The organism is Aliirhizobium wenxiniae (assembly GCF_014201355.1).
Classification (GTDB): Bacteria; Pseudomonadota; Alphaproteobacteria; order Rhizobiales; family Rhizobiaceae; genus Neorhizobium; species Neorhizobium wenxiniae.
In genome coordinates, this window is the sequence record NZ_JACHEG010000002.1 from 863,119 (window position 1) to 879,151 (window position 16,033).

Here is a 16,033-nt window from a genome sequence, read left to right on the forward strand (position 1 = left end):
CAACGTCGGCGGGTTTGCCGCCGCCGCTTCTGTCGCAAGGCTGCTACACTTGTGTGTGGCAAGATTGGTGTCAGGCGAGATACTTCCTGAAGAAGCCGGTCGTTCGGCTCCAGGCGAGATCTGCGGCTGCCTTGTCATAACGGGCGGCCGAAGTGTCGTTGTTGAAGGCGTGGTTGACACCCTCATAGACGAAGATCTCGAAGCTCTTGCCGTTCTTTTCCAGCGCCTCGCGATAAGCGGGGATGCCGGGATTGATGCGCTCGTCGAGCCCCCCGTAATGCAGCATCAGCGGCGCCTTGATTTTTGGGACGTCGGCGGCCGGCGGCTGCTGGCCGTAATAGGCAACGCCGGCATTCAGGTCCGGCGAGTTGACCGCCATGCGGTTGACGAGACCACCGCCCCAGCAGAAGCCGACAGCGCCGACCTTGCCGTTGGCGCCTTCATGTTTCGAAAGCCAGACACGTGCCGCTTCGCCATCGGCCGCAGTCTGTGCAGGATCAAGCGTCGAAAACATTTCGCGCGCCTTGTCCTCATCCATGGGCGTTCCGCCGAGCGGAGAGAGGAAATCCACGGCGAGCGCGTTGAAGCCTTCCAACGCCGCGCGGCGGGAGACATCGCGGATATGTTCGTTGAGTCCGCGATTTTCGTGAATGACGATGATGGAGCCGAGCGGGGCGGTCGCCGACTTCGGACTGGCCCAATAGGCCTTCATCTCGCCGGTCGAACCGGGAAAGGTCACGTCCTGCGTCATCAGCCGATCGTCGCTTGGCTCGACGATCGCAGCGCGGGCGCCGTTGGCGGCGAGCATGGGGGCGATCGCTGCCGCTGCGGCGCCGGATCCGGCGAGTGCCGTCAGCCTCTCCATGAACCTGCGACGATCGAGATGGAGATGCGTGTATTCGTCATAGGCGTTGATCATCGCCTGGGTGACTTTGGGCTCCTTGTCCATATTGCCTGCTCCTCTCGCTACAGGCGAAAGAAGGTAGGGCAGCAGCCGGACAAGGCGATGAAGCGCGGAAGAGCCGCGCTACACTTATGCGTGACAAAAGATGGGTGCGTGAGAGCGGAAAGGTCTCAGGAGGTGGCGAGCCAGATTGCCAGCCAGCCCCACATCAGCACTGTCGCCATGAAGCCGAGCATGAACAGCGGGCGGCGCAGAAGCAACCGGTTGCTGGTGATGTGCACATAGGAATGCGCGTAACGCGAAATAACGAAGATCCAGGCTAGCGCGATGGTTATGATGTTGTCGGCATTGCAGATGAAGATCGCCAGCACGCCGGCGTGGAAAAGCATCGGCAGCTCGAACTGGTTCTTCAGGTTGTTATGGACCAGCAGGCTTTCGGCCGGTTCGGAGAGATTTTCCTTGAACTGGCGGATATCTACGCTGCCGGAGCTGACGGCTGCGCCGCGGCGCATCGACAGCAGGTAATAGAGGATGAAGACCAGAAAGGCGTGGGCGATCATCGGCCAGAACATGGCGGTCGTGTCGGTCATCATCGGGTAATACTCCTACAACGTTTCCGACCTTCTGGCACGAAAACGGGCCGGGTTGAATGCCCGGCCCGCTTGAAATCGGTGGAGAGTTTCCCGTCAGACTTAAGAGCTTACGCCCGGATAGTTCGGGCTTTCGCGGGTGATGGTCACGCCATGCGGATGGCTTTCGCGAAGACCGGCACCGGAAATGCGCACGAAGGTCGCCTTTTCCTGGAAATCCTTGATGTCCTTGCCGCCGACATAACCCATGGCAGCCTTCAAACCACCGGCGAGCTGGTGCAGCACGGCCGAGACCGGGCCCTTGTAGGGAACCTGGCCTTCGATGCCTTCCGGAACGAGCTTCAGCGTATCGCGTACTTCCGCCTGGAAATAACGGTCTGCCGAGCCGCGCGCCATGGCGCCGACAGAGCCCATGCCGCGATAGGCTTTGAAGGAACGGCCCTGGTAGAGGTAAACTTCGCCCGGGCTTTCATCGGTACCGGCGAGCAGCGAGCCGACCATGACAGCCGAAGCACCGGCGGCGATAGCCTTGGCAACGTCACCGGAGAATTTCAGGCCACCGTCAGCAATGACCGGGATACCGTGCTTGTTGCCTTCCTCGACAGCCGCCATGACGGCTGCGAGCTGCGGAACGCCGACGCCTGCGACAACGCGGGTGGTGCAGATCGAGCCCGGGCCAATACCGACCTTGATGCAGTCAGCGCCAGCATCGATCAGTGCCTTGGTACCTTCGGCTGTCGCGACATTGCCGGCGATGATGCGAATGGCGTTTGACATCTTCTTGACGTGGGCAACGGCGTCGAGAACCTTCTGGGAATGACCGTGGGCGGTATCGACGACGATCACATCGACGCCGGCATCGATCAGGCGCTCAGCGCGTTCAACACCATCGTCGCCGGTGGAGATGGCGGCGGCGGCACGCAGACGGCCCTGGGCATCCTTGGCGGCATTCGGATTGAGCTGCGACTTCTCGATGTCCTTGACGGTGATGAGACCGATGCAGCGACCTTCGTTATCTACCACCAGCAGCTTTTCGATGCGGTGCGAATGGAGAAGGCGCTTGGCCTCGGCCTGCTCGACGCCATCCTTTACGGTGATGAGGTTGTCGCGGGTCATCAGTTCGAAGATCTTCTGGTTCGGATCAGAAGCGAAACGGACGTCGCGGTTGGTCAAAATACCGACCAGACGGCCCGGACGACCACCGTTTTCGACGACCGGAATGCCGGAAATGCCATGCGCCTTCATCAGCGACAGAGCTTCTGCCAGCGTCGCATCCGGGCCGATCGTGACGGGGTTGACGACCATGCCGCTTTCGAACTTCTTGACCTGGCGGACTTCCTCGGCCTGTTCGATCGGGGTCAGGTTGCGGTGGATGACGCCCATACCGCCCGACTGCGCCATGGCGATTGCCAGACGGCTTTCGGTGACCGTGTCCATGGCCGAAGACAGGATCGGCAGCGACAGGTCGATATCCTTGGCGATGCGGGTGGAGATATTGGTCTGACCCGGCATGATTTCCGAGTGCCCCGGCTGGAGAAGCACGTCGTCAAAGGTTAGCGCTTCCGCGCCGGTTGCCGAGATTACGATGCGTGCCATTGCCAGTTCCTTCAGTTGGATAGGCAGAATCCTCCGGGAAAAGGAAATCCTTCATCCGGTTGCTTCTGCATGAAATACATGGAAGTTGGCGAGGGCTGGTAACACGTTAATGACAGTTAGGGAATAGAAAAAACCCGGGAGGCAGCCCACCCGGGTTTGCATAGCTCATAAGCTATGTTCCGAAACGATCAGATATCGAACTGATAGCTCTTCGGCACGAAGCGGTAACCCGTCTCCTGCTTTTCGGCATAACCGACGGCCGGGAAAGGCATGTGGTAGCCGAGGAAGGCGACCTTGTCGGTGGCGACCATGTCGAACACCTTCTTGCGCGTTGCGGCGGCGGCGGCCTTGTCCATATCGAACTTCACCTCCCAATCCGGGCGCTGCAGCGACAGCACGAAATGGTTTGCCGTATCGGCGGTCAGGATCAGGCGCTTGCCGGCGGATTCGACGTTGAAGATCATGTGGCCCGGCGAGTGGCCGAAAGCCGCCATGCTGGTGATGCCGGAGACGACATCTGCGCCATCACCGATGAAGGTGATCTTTTCGGCAAGCGGCTTGACGTTGGCGAGCACGCCCTTGTGGCCACCTTCGGCAGGTGTGCCGACACGCGCAGTATCGGTCCAGAAATCGTATTCCTTCTGGCCGACAACGTAACGGGCATTTTCGAAGGCCGGTTTTCCATCTTCCATCAGGCCGCCGATATGATCGCCATGCAGATGGGTCAGAACGACGATGGTGACGTCCGCCGGCATGTAACCGGCAGCGGCCATGCCTTCGATCAGGCGGCCTGCACCCTGCGCACGACCGGACTGGCCGAAACCGGTGTCGAACAGGATAACGTCGGAACCGGTGTCGATCAGGGTCGGCGAGAAGCCGTTGACGAACTGGTCGGTCGGCAGGAAATTGTCGGACAGAAGCGCGCCGACGGTTTCAGCGGACTGGTTGGTGCCGAAGGTTTCGTTCGGGACGCCGGACGGGCGTGCGCCATCCTTGACGACAAGAACCTCGAAACTGCCTACCTTGAACTTATGAAGATCGGGCGGGGTAACTCGATCGATTGCCAAATTGCTGCTCGCTTTGCTGCTGTCCTGGGCGAAGGCCGCCCGGTTGCCGATGATTGCCGGTGCGCCGAGGACCGTGAAGCCCGCAGTGCCCAGCAAAGTTCTTCTTCCGATACCGTTTCCAGCCATATCCCGTTCCCTCATGACGAATGATGTCGGCGCGAAGTTAGCGCGCCCGAGCGAAAAGTTGACGATGATCATGGCTCAAAATCGCGTTTTCACGCAGACGTGACACCTAGCCCGATAGACGCGATGAACAAAAAGGCGCGGAACGTCCATTGGCAGAACGGATTTGGAGGTTTACAGGCCTCTTGTCCCTCGGGCCTGTCAGATAACGGCATCCGTCTCCATGAATCGTATCATTCCACTCATCCTCGCTGTCGCCCTGTTCATGGAGAACATGGATTCGACTGTGATCGCCACCGCACTTCCGACAATCGCCAACGATCTCGGCGTCAGCCCGATCACGCTCAAGCTGGCGCTAACCTCCTATATGGTGGCGCTTGCGATGTTCATCCCGATCAGCGGGTGGATGTCGGACCGGTTCGGCGCGAAGAAAGTGTTCCGGCTGGCGATCTGCGTTTTCATCATTGGATCGATCCTCTGCGCGATCTCCGATTCTGTCGTCCAGTTCGTCATGTCACGGTTTCTACAGGGCATGGGCGGGGCAATGATGACGCCGGTCGGGCGCCTGGTTCTCTTGCGCACAACCAAGCGCAGCGATCTCGTTTCCGCCATGGCGCTTTTGACCATACCGGCGCTTGTCGGGCCACTGACGGGGCCGCCGATCGGTGGCTTCATTACCACCTATTTTTCCTGGCACTGGATCTTCATCATCAATGTCCCGATCGGGGTGATCGGGCTTTACCTCACCGGCAGATACCTGCCCGAAGTGCCGCCGATGGGAACCGCCAGGATGGACTGGACTGGCTTCCTGCTGACATCCGTCGCGGCCTCCGGCGTCGTCTTCGGGCTTTCGGTAATCGGCCTGCCGGCTCTGCCGCCCGCAGTCGGCATCAGTGCTACGCTTGCCGGCTTTGCCGCGTGCTTTCTTTATGTGCGTCATGCAAGGCTGCATCCTCACCCGATCCTGAACCTGAAGATTTTCAACGATCGGGCATTCAGGGCCTCGACAACGGGGGGCACGCTGTTTCGGATTGCCACCGGTGCTATCCCCTTTCTGATGCCGCTGATGTTGCAGCTCGGTTTCGGGCTCAATCCGTTCCAATCCGGCCTTATCACTTTTTCAGGTGCGATCGGCGCGCTGACCGTGAAGTTCGTGGCACGGCGGGTATTTGCCGTCACCGGCTTCCGCACAGCGCTGATGGTCGCCGGCGTTCTCGGCGCGGCCATGACGGCGGTGAACGGGTTCTTCACGCCCGAGACGCCGCATATCTGGATCATCGGCGCGCTTCTGGCTGCAGGCCTGTTCCGCTCGCTGTTCTTTACCGGCGTCAACGCACTCGGTTATTCGGAGATTTCAGACGAACTGGCGAGCCAGGCGACTTCCATGGCATCCGCGCTGCAGCAGGTCAGCCTTGCGCTTGGCGTCGCCTTTGCCGCCTTCATCCTGGAGATGTCCTCGATGTTTTCAGGCAGCCATCTGCAGCTGGCAGATTTTCACCTTGCCTTCTTCATCGTGGCAGCGGTCTCGCTGTTTTCGATCATTCCGCTCATCAAGCTCGATCCGCTGACAGGGGCGGATGTTTCCGGCCACCGGGGCCGGCGACCGGCTGACGCACAGCCGGAAGCGGGAGAATAAGGATCAGTCGTCAGACGTCTCGGAAACGACTTCGGCGTCGGCATCCTCTGCCCTGCGACCTTTGAAGTGCTTGGCAAGCAGGAACATCTCGACCGATTCCTGACGCGAGGACGCGGGCTTTACATGGATGACCTGCTTGAAGTTCTTCTTCAGGAGATCCAGCAGATCCTTTTCCGTGCCGCCCTGGAAGGTTTTGGCCAGGAAGTGGCCGCCTTCGGCCAGAACCTCGATGGCGAAATGCGCCGCGACTTCGCACAAATGCATGGTGCGCAGGTGGTCGGTCCGGTGATGGCCGGTCGTCGGCGCCGCCATGTCGGAAAGCACGAGGTTCGGCACTCCGCCGATCGCTTCCTTCAGAAGCGCAGGCGCGCTGTCATCAAGAAAGTCGAGCTGCAGGATTTTTACACCCGGCAAGGGATCGACCTCGAGGAAGTCGATGGCTGCGACACGCGGATCCTCGTCCGTCGAGTTCGTCACCTTGGCGGCAATCTGCGACCAGCTGCCAGGTGCTGCGCCCAAATCGATGATGCGACGGGCGCCTTTCAGGATCTGGTGCTTTTCATCGATCTCGAGCAGCTTGAAGGCTGCGCGGGCGCGATACCCCTCGAGCTTTGCCCGTTGGACGTAAGGATCGTTGATGTGGCGCTCCAGCCAGCGGCGTGAAGACGCCTTCAGCTTGCCCTTCTTGACCTTCTGGCCGAGCTTTCGCCCTGTTCTGTTTATTCCGACCGGTGTCTTCGTCATCGCCGTCTCAAAACCTCTCCGGAACCTGTCGAGCCCGATCTCCTCGAGCGAATGCGCCGCCAGACGCCATCATCGGCCATCATATCGGTCAAAAGCCCTTCGCGCAGCCCGCGATCGGCAACCCGCATCCTGGGACTTGGCCAACGGCGGCGGATCGCCTCCAGAATGGCGCAGCCGGCGAGCACCAGATCAGCCCGATCGGGGCCAATGCACGGATTGGCAGCACGACCGGCAAAATCCCATGAGAGCAGCTTTGCCTGCATGGCGGTGACTTCCGCATCCGACAGCCACAGGCCATCGACCCTGCGACGGTCATAACGCGGCAAATCGAGATGGACCCCGGCAAGCGTCGTCACTGTGCCCGATGTGCCGATAAGGTGGAAATCGTAGTCGCTGCCGTTGTCAACAGCCTCAGGCGGCGGGCAATCGAATTTTGCCAGCATGCCCTGAACCTCGCAGATCATCGCCTCGAAGACATCCGGCGTCACATCGCGACCACCATAACGCTCAGACAGAGTGACGACGCCGACGGGCAGCGAGGTCCAATGCGTGATATGGTTGGCAAGCCGTGATGAGCGATTGTCGGCGATGCGGATGACGGCAATTTCCGACGAGCCACCGCCGATATCGAACAGCACGATCGAACGCGCCTCGCGCCCCACGAGCGAAGAGCAGCCGGAAACGGCGAGCCGCGCCTCTGTCTCACGATCGATGATTTCCAGCTCAAGGCCGGTTTCGGCAGTCACCCGCGCCAGAAATTCCTCGCCGTTTGCGGCGGCGCGGCAGGCTTCCGTTGCAATCAACCGCATCTTGCGGATCGGCTTGGCGGCGAGCTTCAAGGCGCAGATGCGCAAAGCCTCGACGGCACGGTCCATCGCGTCGTTCGACAGCCGGCCGGTGGCTGCCAGCCCCTCGCCCAGGCGCACGATACGCGAGAACGCATCGACGACACGAAAATGGCCGGGACGCGTCGGCTGGGCGATCAGCAGGCGGCAATTGTTGGTGCCGAGATCGAGCGCGGCATAAAGATCGTCGTGGAAGGGAAGCGTCGCTTCGACCGACTGAAGCGCCGGGGTGATGCTGTTGCCCTGCTCGGAGGACGACATCGCCCGCGTCAACGCAGGCTGCGAAACACCGTTCAGAGCGCCCTTGGCCTGTGTGAGGGGACGCCCCTGGAGTCCGCGACCGGCCCGGTTCTTCTTGCGCCGATCACGCCCTCTACCGCCGTGAGACTGGCCGCCGTGATTTTTGCCATCATTCCGCGATGCGCCTTCGCCACCCGCATGATGGGGCTGCTGCACGCTTGCGCCGGCATTCGATGCGCCTGCAGAATGGGATGATCCGCCTCGAGCATCGGCATGCGGCTTGCCACCGGAATGTCCTGCAGCACCGGCTGCAGTCTGTGACATGTGATCGGACGATGCGCCGTAATGAGATCTGGAGCGCCTGCGCTTACGTTTGCGCGCAGGCTGATCCTGCTTCGCGACATCCGATTTCCCGGCATCGCGTTTAGCCACGTCCTGTCTTGACGAGTCCTGCTTTTTCTCTGGGCGCGCGGCCGGGTCAGCCTGAACGGCTGATGACGCGTGTTGGGAAGCGTTCGCATTGCGGTTTTTGCCGCCGCGCTTCCCTTTCCTGCGACGGGGCCGCTTTTCTGCCCCACGCTCTCCGGCCGACGCCCCGCCATCTGGCGGCATACGGCCGCTATCGGGGTCCATTGGTCGTTCTATCCATTTCGCGGCGCACCGCCTCCAAAAGGCGTGCTGCTGCGTCTGATTGCTTCGTTGCGCCAAGGATAACAGCGCAAGCGCAATTCGCCAATGTCTTTTTCCGAACGGCGACCAAAAGTGGCTAACTCAACATGCTGCAAATTTTTCAGAAAAAACTATTTGCAAGTCGCGAAGGTTTGGCTATAAGCGCCGCACACCGACGAACCGGCCAAGCGCCGCTTCCTGCTGGGGAATAGTTCAACGGTAGAACGACGGACTCTGACTCCGTTAATCTTGGTTCGAATCCAGGTTCCCCAGCCAAAAACTTCTTCAAGAAATTCAGAGACGTAACCCCTTACGGGGATGGGCGTTCTGCAGATAGCTGACTATCGCGATCCATCATGGCAGACGGCCTACATGAAAAAACTGCGTGATGCATATCTACTTAGCACCACGGCGACACACTCTTTTTGAAATCGTTACGTAATTTCGACGTGCGGGTCTGCCCCGCCGCACGGAATTTCGTGCCGCGTACAATCCCATCTCCTTTCAACTTTTGGCTACCGACACATCGTGTCGGCCTGTGTTATAGTCGCTCTGTCAGGTGCAGGATTTAGCAGACACGCAAGGGGCGGCGATGGCGAGCGAAAGTCCTATCAATTCACCGAAGCACCCACGAAAATCGCCGGGCGGGGGTGCGCGGCCGGCGGAGCATGGCAGCGAGCGGCGCCTCATCACGGCACTCTGCTACGATCTTGTCGGATCGACAAATCTTTTCCATCAACTCGATATCGAGGACTTCCAGGAGCTGATTTCCGCCTTTCAGCAGGCGGTGCGGTCGGCGATCGTCGCGCGTTCCGGCATGATGCGGCTCGAGGCCGGTGACGGCGGTGTTGCCCTTTTCCCGACGGAACTTGGCTCGCGCGATGCCGCGTCGCTGGCGATTCGCGCTGGCTTCGACGTTATCGAGGCCTGCCGGCGCATCGGCCGCGAGGCGCGGCGCAGCGACATGCATGTCCGCGTCGGCATCGCCACCTCCATCGCGCTGGTCCAGGAACCGCGCGAGGACGTCCCTTCGCAGGAGCCGGTGACGGGGGCGGCGCTCGCCATGGCGATGCGGCTGGAAACGCTCGCGGCCCCTGACAGCATTCTCGTCTCGGAGGAAACGAAGACCCTCGCTGGACGCGCCTACGCCTTCATCTTCGAGGGCAGCCGGTCGCTAAGGGGATTTGCCGAGCCCGAAAGGGTTTGGCGCGCGCTCGAACATCGTACCGAAGTCACCCGCTTCTACGCCTTCGGACGGCTTGGCGGTTCCTTAATCGGCCGTGCCGCCGAGCTTGAGACAATTGGCCGTTGCTGGCAAGAGGTCTTGGCCGGGAAAGGCCAGATCCTGGCGATCGAAGGCGACGCCGGCATCGGCAAATCACGGCTTTTGCGGGAGATCCGCAAGCTTACCCGCAAGGAGCGATCGAGGGCCTTCCTGTTTCAGTGCGCGCCCGGCGGCGCGCGCTCCACGCTTCACCCGCTCATGCATGGCTTTCCCGGCACGGCGTCCAAGGCGGCTGGCCCCTCACGCCTGGCGGCGACAACCGTCGCCGCCGCGTTCGCGCACCACGGCATAGAAGAGCCAGACGTCGCCGAACTGTTTTCGTATCTGCTCGGCGCTGCGGGCCGAAACGAGTCCCTCTCCGGCAGTGATCCCAAGGCAATCCGCGACAGGGCCCGGCGGGCGACCATCCATGCGCTGGAGACCGTCGGCGCCCGCGGTCCGCTGATCATGGCGGTCGAGGATATTCACTGGATCGATCCGACGTCGCAGGACCTCCTTGGGGAAATCGCCCGCACAGTTTCACGGCTTCCCATCCTTCTCGTCGTCACCTTGCGCCCCGGCACCGCGATGGATTGGGCCGACGGTGCCGACGTGGTGCACCTGTCGTTGAAGCCACTCAATCGCGGCGAGACGAAGCAGGCGATCGAAGCGAGTTGGCCGGCACACAAGCGCACGGCACTTCCGGAACTTCTGGAGGCGACGGAGCGGATTTCCGGCGGCGTTCCGCTGTTCATCGAGGAGATCTGCCAGTGGATCACGGAGATCGCGCCTGCGGATGCGGCGAATATTCCTGAGGCAATCGCGCATGAGGGCGAGGCCAAGGTCTCTCACACGCACGCGCTTGCCTTCGAAGGGATTCTCGACGAACGGCTCGCGCGCCTCGGACCGGCGCGGGACGTGGCGCGAGCCGCGGCGATCGCCGGCGGCCGTACGACGCTATCGCTGCTTCACGCGCTTTTGCCGGATCTCGCCAGGCGGTCACTGGCGAGTGCGGCGGATGTGCTGTGCGAAACCGGCTTTCTGACGCGTGGCCGAACCGGCGGAACCGTGATCTACCGCTTCCGACACGCCCTGATCCAGGAAACGATCTACAAGGCACTGCTGCGCACCCAACGGCAGGTTCTGCACCGGCGGCTGTTCAACGCCGTCAGCGACGACCGTGGGCTGGCGGAATGGATCGACACCGGCGGGCTCGCCGACCAGGCGGAACGCGCCGGGCTCACGGAGGAGGCAATTCGGCTGTTCATCGCCGCCGGCTCCGAGAGTGCCGGCCGCTCGGCGATGATCGAGGCGCGCCACCATCTGGAGCACGCGCTCGCCCTTTGCGCCGAGATGGACGAAAGTGAGGCGGTCGACGCCTTGCGGCTTTCCGCCTTCACCAGGCTCGGCCCGATCCTCACTGGCCTCATCGGCGCCAATTCTCCGCCCGCCCGCAAGCTGTACGAAGACGGCGTCGCCATCGCCCGCCGCCAGCCGAAGGAAGACCAGCCAAAGTGGTTTCCGATCTATTGGGGCTGGTGGCTGACCGGGCCTGACTTTCTCGTCATGCACGACCGCGCACTCGAAGTGCAGATGATGATGCTTGGCACCGAAGATCGCGAAATCACCCTGCAGGTCAAGCATTGCATCTGGGCGATCGACTTCAATCTCGGCCGGCACAAGGAGACGCAGGAGGCGATCACGGCGGGGATTGCGCTCTACGACGAGCGATCGGCAGAAACCGCGCGAACGCTCTATGGCGGCCACGACGCCAAGGTCTGTGGCCTCGGACAACTCGCTCTGTCGCTCTGGCTGACGGGACAGGGCTCGGCCTCGGACACAGCACTTGCGGACATGGTCAGCCTGGTCGAGCGCATCGGCCATGTTCCGAGTACCGCCCATTCGCTCGACACCGAGGCGGTCTCGGCCTTCTACCGCGACGATTTCGAGCGGCTGGCGGATGTTTCGAGCCGGATGCAGCTCTTTGCCCAGCAACATGAGATGCAGTCGCTCGCTGGCATGTCGCTGCTTTTCGGCGGCTGGGCCAAAGCCCACAGCGACGACCTCCTCGCCGGCCATGAGATGTTCGGCGAGGGTTTGGCGCTGCTCAAGGATCTCGGCGCCGTCGCCGACCTGCCGATCTATCTCTACATGCACGCGACCCTGCTCGGCCTTGCCGGCAAGTATGAGCAGGCCATCGACGTCGTCACCGATGCCATCTGGCAGGCCAAGGAAACCGGCCATGCCTACTGGCTCTCCGAACTCTACCGCTGCCGGGCCGTGCTGCGCGCTCAGGGAAACGTGAAAACCAATCTTGTCGCCGCCGAACTGCTGACCGCCGTGACCATCGCCGAAAGCCAGGGTGCGATGGCTCTGCTGCAAAGGGCGAGCCGCTCAACCCGGGAGCTGGGCGTTGTTATCGGACGCTGACACGGCCGAAGGCCTGCCCCCTGTCCCGCCGGCGATCGACGGACGGATTGCCGACTTTCGCGACGAGCTTGCCGCCGGCTTGAGGCAACCGCTCGATACGCCGGCCGACCCCGGCGCCGCCGAGGCGTGTTTTCGCAGGCTACTCCCTTTCAGCCGCCGGGCCGGCATCACCCGTCTCGCCGACCTGACCGGGCTCGACCGTCTCGGTCTGCCGGTGGTGCAGGCCATCCAGCCGGCCGCGCTTTCCGAGGTGACCTCGCTTGGCCGCGGCCTCACCCTGATGGAGGCGGCGGTCGGGGCGATCATGGAGGGTCTCGAGCGTTTCTTCGCCGAGCGCATTCCCTCCTCGGACTGCTTTCTTGCGACCGCCGACGAGCTCCGGATCGACGCGGCCCTGCTCGAAAACCTGCTGCTTCCCCACGCCGGCACCGCATGGCGATCGCTGCCAATTCCCTGGACATTGGCTGTCGATGTCGCGAGCGGAGCGCCGCAGCCGGTGCCGCTCGAACTTGTTCACACCTGCTATACCGATCCCGAGCCACAGGGCGACGGATTGTTCGTCCGCACCACCACCGGCCTTGCCTGCCACAGCACGGCGCGCGATGCCTTCGCGCATGGACTGTTGGAATGCATCGAACGCGACGCGATCGCGCGGGCCTTCACCACCCACGGCTTCTTCGATCGCCGCCGCATAGCGACATCGCACATCGGGCCGACGGTCGAGCATATTCTTTCGGTCACCCGGACGCAGGGCATCGCTTTCGCGCTTTGGCACGCCCCCTCGCCCACCGACCTACCGGTGATCTGGTGCCAGGCGATCGAGGCCGGCGCGGCTGAGCCGACCCTGGCGTTGCCGACGGAGGGCCATTCCGCGGGCTTTACCGTCGAGACAGCCGCGGCGAGCGCGATGCTGGAGGCATTGTCGGCGCGCGCCGGGGCGATTTCCGGCGCGCGCGACGACCAGACGCGCGAACACTATCGCAAGAGCACCGATCCGCTCGTCGCGGACGCCCGCCGCCTGATCCTCGAAGCCACGGCTGCGGGTACGGCAGCGTCGCCCTTCGCCCCAACATGCCTGCGCGACGTCGTCGACCGGGTTGCCGCCTGCGGGCTTGGACCTGTTCTCGCCGTACCGGTCGGAGCGGACGCCGAAGCAGGCGTGGCCTGCGTGCGAACCATTCTTGCGGGTGCACGGCCGTTTTCAATTTTGCGTTGAGGGGTTGCCGATGACGAATACCGAAAGTAAAGGTCCAATTCTGGTATTTCTCGGCCCCACGCTACGTCTCGACGAGGCGCAGGCAGCGCTCGACGCGATCTATCTGCAGCCGGTATCCCAGGGTGACGTCATCCTTGCCGCGCACGCGTTCCGCCCCCGCGCGATGGTGCTGATCGACGGACAGTTCGAGGACCGTCCCGCCGTCCGCCACAAGGAAATTCTCTGGGCGATGGCACAAGGCATCGTCATGATCGGCGCGGCCAGCATGGGAGCCTTGCGGGCGGCCGAGCTTACGCCCTATGGCATGATCGGCGTAGGCCTGATCTATAGGTGGTACCGGCGCTGGCCGTTGACGGCGGAGGATGCGGTCGCCGTGCAGTCAGGGCCCGCCGAACTCGGCTTTCTGCCGCTCACGGACGCACTGGTCGACCTTCAACGGACGTTCTCGACGCTTGCCCGCCGTAATATGATGACATCCGATGAGCATGACCAGCTCATCGCATTGGCGCGCGGCACGAACTTTCGCGATCGCTCACTCGCAGCCCTATTGCGCACCGCGGGATTTTCCAGCGACCGTATTTCGGCATTGCGGAAAGAAATGCACGGGCAAAAGCGCCTGGACGCCCTCCTTGCGTTACGTAAGGCGCCCACCCTTAAAGTAGAACCGCAGGGCCAAGACGTTGATCTCGCCTGGGTCGCGACCAATACTTTCATGAGAGATTTGGAAGCCTCGCATATTGACATCGACTTGATACGAAATTACTAATTAAGCATGTGGTTGCTCAATCCTTCTTCTTCGAAAGCGATTGTGCCATGGAACCGTATCCGAACAATGTGACGGAACGCGTGAAGCCACGCATCGGAACACGATTCTGGATTTTTCCGCAGCCGCCCTTCATCCCCGGCTACGAGGAGCCCGATCGAGTCTGGCTCTCGATCCTGCCCGACGAGATCCACGACGGACCGAGCGACCCGTGGATTTACGTGGTCGATCCGTTGATTGAAAAGCAGCCATACGGTCCCGAGGATTTACCACCATTCGAAGGCGAGCGGCGACCGGCGGCCCGGTCGGGGCCGGATCGCAACTTCGACAATATGGACCCGAAATCGCGGGCCTACCTCGGCGTCCACGCCTATGCCTGCGTACATTTCGTGCTCGACATCTGGCACAGCTATCTCGGTCATCGCATCCGCTGGTTCTTCGACCCGGCGTTTCGCCGCCTGGAGATCATTCCCCTGGTCGACTGGGACAACGCGCATGCGGGCTATGGCTATCTGGAACTGGGAGCCTCCGACGTTGGCGGCGTGCTACGGCCCTATGCGCTGAGCTTCGACACGATCGCCCATGAGATCGGCCATTTCATCAGCCTGTCGGAACTCGGCATCCCGATGATCACATCGCGCGAGGCCGATTTCTTCCCGTTTTCGGAAGCCTTTTCCGACTGCGTGTCGCTGATTTCGCTGCTGCATTTCGATTCCGCCGTCGACCGGCTGCTGCGTCGGACGCAAGGCAATCTTCTGCTCTCCAACGAGCTCAACCGTTTCGCCGAGACCAGTCCCGAGACGCAAATCCGGCTGGCTACCAATTTCCGCCGCATGTCGGAAACCACCCGCGAACCGCACGACCGCTCGCTCCCCTTCCTCGGCGCGATCTTCGACAGCATCGTGGACGTCTACCACCGCCAATTGGTTCGCGAAGGGTTCGCCGACCCGCGCCTGCTCGACGTCGATCTCCGTGAATTGACGCTCGACCAATTCGACGAGTTTCGCGGCTTAACCGAGCGATCGTTTCGCGACCGGCCGCTCTATTTCAAGCTGGCACTCGAAACCGCCCGCGACCAGGTCGGTAGCGCGCTCGCGGGGTCGCTGCGCTCGCTCGACCCAAACACCATGACGCTTGATCAAGTCGCAAGGGCGGTGGTTGCAGCAACGGTCGACGGGGTCGCGGCCGAACGGCTCGAGGCAAATTTTGTATGGCGTGAAATCATCAGTTGAAACCAGTCCTTGATAGGAGGGGAACATGAGCGACTGCTGCTGCCATCCCGGTGTAGGTCAAAACCCAACAGACCTAACGCCTCCCAACTATAGCACCTATAGACCGGGCGAAGTGCGATTATATGGGCGCCCGGCTCCTCACGCGCCCATCTTTGTACATTCCGAGGAAGAGGCACTAAAACGCCTCGAAAACGACCTGCACGTCAACAACATCGAGGGCGATACAAAGAAAATAGCGGAAATCGCAAGAAAAAGTCTGGCATACAGCCTTGATCCCAATAACTTTCTTGGGATTTTTAAGGAAAAAATCACACTCGCGGGCCTGCTGGGTTTCGATATTTATTCTCTCCCGGTGGAGATATCCTCCAAGAAATGCTGCGACGATGACAAAGGCAGGAGCATCGGCGTCATATACGGCTATTCCTATGAAGGGCACTGCTATGATTTGCCAAAGCCGTTGATCATGTTCCTGCCATGTCTACCCCACCAGCTGACATCCGGCTATTGCGAATGCGATTGCGGATACGGTCCAGGCCTCGGCTATGCCGTATGGCAGATCGACAAGCTGGAGGATGTCGTCGTAATCGATATTCGCGTCGACGATGTGAAGACACTCATCCTTGACGCCAATCTTCCGGGCAACCGTTCTCCGCTCGCCTACTCACAGACCATGAGGCTTGCACCGTCGCGGCCGCCGATCAGCGGCTGACTCCG

The 16,033-nt window shown here is 61.6% G+C and carries 12 protein-coding genes and 1 tRNA gene; 7 read left to right on the plus strand and 6 right to left on the minus strand.

Translation table 11 applies throughout. From position 1 onward, the window contains the following. Positions 1-70: 70 nt before the first annotated feature. The 4 genes from HNQ72_RS12185 to HNQ72_RS12200 all read right to left on the minus strand — a co-directional run bounded on the left by HNQ72_RS12185 (position 71) and on the right by HNQ72_RS12200 (position 4,283). Positions 71-949, minus strand: a complete 879-nt coding sequence (locus HNQ72_RS12185; protein ID WP_183992503.1) for a dienelactone hydrolase family protein — start codon at positions 947-949, stop codon at positions 71-73. Between the two features lie 125 nt (positions 950-1,074). Further along, positions 1,075-1,494 (minus strand): MAPEG family protein, encoded by a 420-nt coding sequence (locus HNQ72_RS12190; protein ID WP_183993113.1) that lies wholly within the window; start codon positions 1,492-1,494, stop codon positions 1,075-1,077. Between the two features lie 102 nt (positions 1,495-1,596). Continuing rightward, a complete protein-coding gene (gene guaB, locus HNQ72_RS12195) occupies positions 1,597-3,090 on the minus strand; it encodes an IMP dehydrogenase (RefSeq protein ID WP_148147389.1) in 1,494 nt (497 codons plus the stop codon). 188 nt (positions 3,091-3,278) lie between these two features. Then, complete coding sequence (locus HNQ72_RS12200; protein WP_183992504.1) at positions 3,279-4,283, minus strand: MBL fold metallo-hydrolase; 1,005 nt, start codon at positions 4,281-4,283, stop codon at positions 3,279-3,281. Between the two features lie 220 nt (positions 4,284-4,503). Between HNQ72_RS12200 and HNQ72_RS12205 the strand changes: the two genes are divergently transcribed. Continuing rightward, entirely contained in the window at positions 4,504-5,916 is a 1,413-nt protein-coding gene (locus HNQ72_RS12205; RefSeq protein WP_183992505.1) for an MFS transporter, read from the plus strand. A 3-nt stretch (positions 5,917-5,919) separates the two neighbouring features. Here the strand turns inward: HNQ72_RS12205 and HNQ72_RS12210 are convergent, their stop codons facing one another. Continuing rightward, entirely contained in the window at positions 5,920-6,660 is a 741-nt protein-coding gene (locus HNQ72_RS12210; RefSeq protein ID WP_148147392.1) for an RlmE family RNA methyltransferase, read from the minus strand. Then, positions 6,657-8,069: a Ppx/GppA phosphatase family protein gene (locus tag HNQ72_RS12215; RefSeq protein WP_444544451.1), complete on the minus strand. Its 1,413-nt coding sequence runs from the start codon at positions 8,067-8,069 to the stop codon at positions 6,657-6,659. Before HNQ72_RS12215 ends, HNQ72_RS12210 begins: the two co-directional genes overlap by 4 nt. Positions 8,070-8,616: 547 nt before the next feature. On the opposite strand from HNQ72_RS12215, the gene HNQ72_RS12220 reads away from it, so the two are divergent. The 6 genes from HNQ72_RS12220 (at position 8,617) to HNQ72_RS12245 (ending at position 16,028) form a co-directional block, all read left to right on the plus strand. Then, positions 8,617-8,690 (plus strand) — tRNA-Gln (locus HNQ72_RS12220). Between the two features lie 316 nt (positions 8,691-9,006). Beyond that, positions 9,007-12,108 (plus strand): ATP-binding protein, encoded by a 3,102-nt coding sequence (locus HNQ72_RS12225; protein WP_183992507.1) that lies wholly within the window; start codon positions 9,007-9,009, stop codon positions 12,106-12,108. A gap of 13 nt (positions 12,109-12,121) precedes the next feature. Next, on the plus strand, positions 12,122-13,324 hold the full coding sequence (locus tag HNQ72_RS12230) for a YcaO-like family protein (RefSeq protein ID WP_183993114.1): 1,203 nt from the start codon (positions 12,122-12,124) through the stop codon (positions 13,322-13,324). Positions 13,325-13,334: 10 nt separating this feature from the next. Further along, a complete protein-coding gene (locus HNQ72_RS12235; RefSeq protein ID WP_183992508.1) occupies positions 13,335-14,090 on the plus strand; it encodes a TfuA-like protein in 756 nt (251 codons plus the stop codon). 47 nt (positions 14,091-14,137) lie between these two features. Next, on the plus strand, positions 14,138-15,319 hold the full coding sequence (locus HNQ72_RS12240; RefSeq protein WP_183992509.1) for a gluzincin family metallopeptidase: 1,182 nt from the start codon (positions 14,138-14,140) through the stop codon (positions 15,317-15,319). 25 nt (positions 15,320-15,344) lie between these two features. After that, positions 15,345-16,028 (plus strand): hypothetical protein, encoded by a 684-nt coding sequence (locus HNQ72_RS12245; protein ID WP_183992510.1) that lies wholly within the window; start codon positions 15,345-15,347, stop codon positions 16,026-16,028. The last annotated feature ends 5 nt before the right edge of the window (positions 16,029-16,033 follow it).

Bases quoted from the DNA above. Each gene is read 5' to 3' on its own strand.
- HNQ72_RS12185 (WP_183992503.1), bottom strand. From the start codon at position 949: ATGGACAAGGAGCCCAAAGTCACCCAGGCGATGATCAACGCCTATGAC.
- HNQ72_RS12245 (WP_183992510.1), top strand. From the start codon at position 15,345: ATGAGCGACTGCTGCTGCCATCCCGGTGTAGGTCAAAACCCAACAGAC.
- guaB (WP_148147389.1), bottom strand. From the start codon at position 3,090: ATGGCACGCATCGTAATCTCGGCAACCGGCGCGGAAGCGCTAACCTTT.
- HNQ72_RS12240 (WP_183992509.1), top strand. From the start codon at position 14,138: ATGGAACCGTATCCGAACAATGTGACGGAACGCGTGAAGCCACGCATC.
- HNQ72_RS12190 (WP_183993113.1), bottom strand. From the start codon at position 1,494: ATGACCGACACGACCGCCATGTTCTGGCCGATGATCGCCCACGCCTTT.
- HNQ72_RS12205 (WP_183992505.1), top strand. From the start codon at position 4,504: ATGAATCGTATCATTCCACTCATCCTCGCTGTCGCCCTGTTCATGGAG.
- HNQ72_RS12225 (WP_183992507.1), top strand. From the start codon at position 9,007: ATGGCGAGCGAAAGTCCTATCAATTCACCGAAGCACCCACGAAAATCG.
- HNQ72_RS12235 (WP_183992508.1), top strand. From the start codon at position 13,335: ATGACGAATACCGAAAGTAAAGGTCCAATTCTGGTATTTCTCGGCCCC.
- HNQ72_RS12200 (WP_183992504.1), bottom strand. From the start codon at position 4,283: ATGGCTGGAAACGGTATCGGAAGAAGAACTTTGCTGGGCACTGCGGGC.
- HNQ72_RS12210 (WP_148147392.1), bottom strand. From the start codon at position 6,660: ATGACGAAGACACCGGTCGGAATAAACAGAACAGGGCGAAAGCTCGGC.
- HNQ72_RS12215 (WP_444544451.1), bottom strand. From the start codon at position 8,069: ATGTCACAGACTGCAGCCGGTGCTGCAGGACATTCCGGTGGCAAGCCG.